Annotated in this window: 3 protein-coding genes; 1 reads left to right on the top strand and 2 read right to left on the bottom strand. The window is 24.5% G+C overall.

Annotated features, from left to right (window positions below):
• Positions 1-651, bottom strand: a 651-nt coding sequence (locus ACRC03_RS06560; RefSeq protein ID WP_438651757.1) for a permease, incomplete at its 3' end; no start/stop codon positions are given.
• A 167-nt stretch (positions 652-818) separates the two neighbouring features.
• On the bottom strand, positions 819-1,091 hold the full coding sequence (locus tag ACRC03_RS06555) for an ArsR/SmtB family transcription factor (RefSeq protein ID WP_438651756.1): 273 nt from the start codon (positions 1,089-1,091) through the stop codon (positions 819-821).
• Positions 1,092-1,277: 186 nt separating this feature from the next.
• On the opposite strand from ACRC03_RS06555, the gene ACRC03_RS06550 reads away from it, so the two are divergent.
• Entirely contained in the window at positions 1,278-1,655 is a 378-nt protein-coding gene (locus tag ACRC03_RS06550) for an ArsR/SmtB family transcription factor (protein WP_438651755.1), read from the top strand.
• Positions 1,656-1,736: the final 81 nt, after the last annotated feature.

Raw genomic sequence — 1,736 nt, 5'->3', positions numbered from 1 at the left:
TAAAACATATTTATAAACGTTCTTTACTATTATCTTAGTGTCAGACAAAGCATAATCAAGTCTTTGTTTTTGATTAAAGTTTTCAGATTCATCATATAAATCTCTAGTCTTTTCAGTATAAGTTCTTATTTCATCTTCTAAATTAAGTTTGCTAATAATAGTACCACCAACTATAGCAACGATAAGTCCTAAAACAACATATAAAATAGAAATATTCATGCCGAAGAATCCAGCTAATAATAGTAGTGATGCTAAATCAACCATAGGTGAAGATATTAAAAACGAGAATGTAACACCTAGTGGAAGTCCTGCATTACTAAAGCCTATAAATATAGGAATACTAGAACAAGAACAAAATGGAGTAACAGTTCCTAAAAGTGCAGAAACAACAGAACCTGAGATGCCTTTAAACCTAGTAAGTATTTTTTTAGTTCTCTCTGGCGGAAAATAACTCTGTACATATGATATGAAAAATATTAGAACTCCAAGTAATATAAATATTTTTATAGTATCATATAAGAAAAAGTGAATACTACCACCAACTTTAGTAACTACATCTAGATTCAATACATTTTCAACGAATAATGTTATTAAATCAGATAGCCAATTCATCTTTAGAACTTGGTCTGTAAAAAAATTAAATATGTTCATAAAACAACCTCCCTTTATGTATCAAAAAAAATTGATGTTAAAGATAAAAAATATAGAAGCTATAGTATAATAAATCGATTTTAATAAAAAAATTGACATAATAAATAACTAAAAATTTAATCTTATATTATTTATTATATCAATTTTTTTTGATTTGGCAACTACTTTTATAAAAATAATTTTTGAATAGTTTCATAAGTTAAGATGGTTGATATAGTATCTTTGTTTACTGAGTAGAAGTTCCACTTGCCCTCAGATGCTTTACTTATTAAACCAGCAGAAAGTAGTAATTTTAAATGATAAGAAAGTTTTGATTGAGAAATATCAAATATACTACTTAACTCACATACACAAACACTTTCAGCTGAATATAGTTTTTTTAATATGTTTAATCTTATAGGATCTGATAATGCTTTGAAAATTAAATCTATTTTATTCATTTAGTTACCTCCAAATTTATATATTTTATTATACCAAATTTTTAGAAAATAAATAACTTATAATAAAAAATATCGTAAAAAACATCAAAAAAAATTGATATAATTTCAAAAAACAGTTTACAAAATTAAAAATCTTGCATATCATATGAGTATAGGTGAATATGATAATATAAAAGGGGTGAAATTTTGGAACTAATACAAATGCTAAAAGCGCTAGGTGATGATACTAGAACAAGAATAATTAATATATTAAATCATGGACCACTTTGCGTATGTGAAATAGAGGAAATATTAAATATTACTCAGTCAAATGCATCTAGACATTTAAATAAACTAATGAATGCAAAATTAGTAACCTATTATAAAGATGCAAAATTTGTTTATTATAAAATAGATGAGCAAACAATAGAGAACCATCCATTTATAAAAGTAATAATGGATAAAGAATTATCTAAAATAGAAAATTTACAAAATGATTATAATAATCTTAAAGAATTTAAAAACGAAGGTATGACTTGCAATACTATAGTAGAGTGTATAAAAAATCAAAAAAATATAGGATAGGGAGAAAAACCAATGAGAATAGCAGTAATATCAGATATACACAGTAATGTATACGCACTAGATAATGTGTTAGAAGATATA

The sequence above is a fragment of the Romboutsia sp. genome, assembly GCF_051659545.1.
GTDB lineage: Bacteria > Bacillota > Clostridia > Peptostreptococcales > Peptostreptococcaceae > JBOFOR01.
Note: the sequence above shows the minus strand (reverse complement) of the source record. Positions and strands in the feature narration are given on the sequence as shown.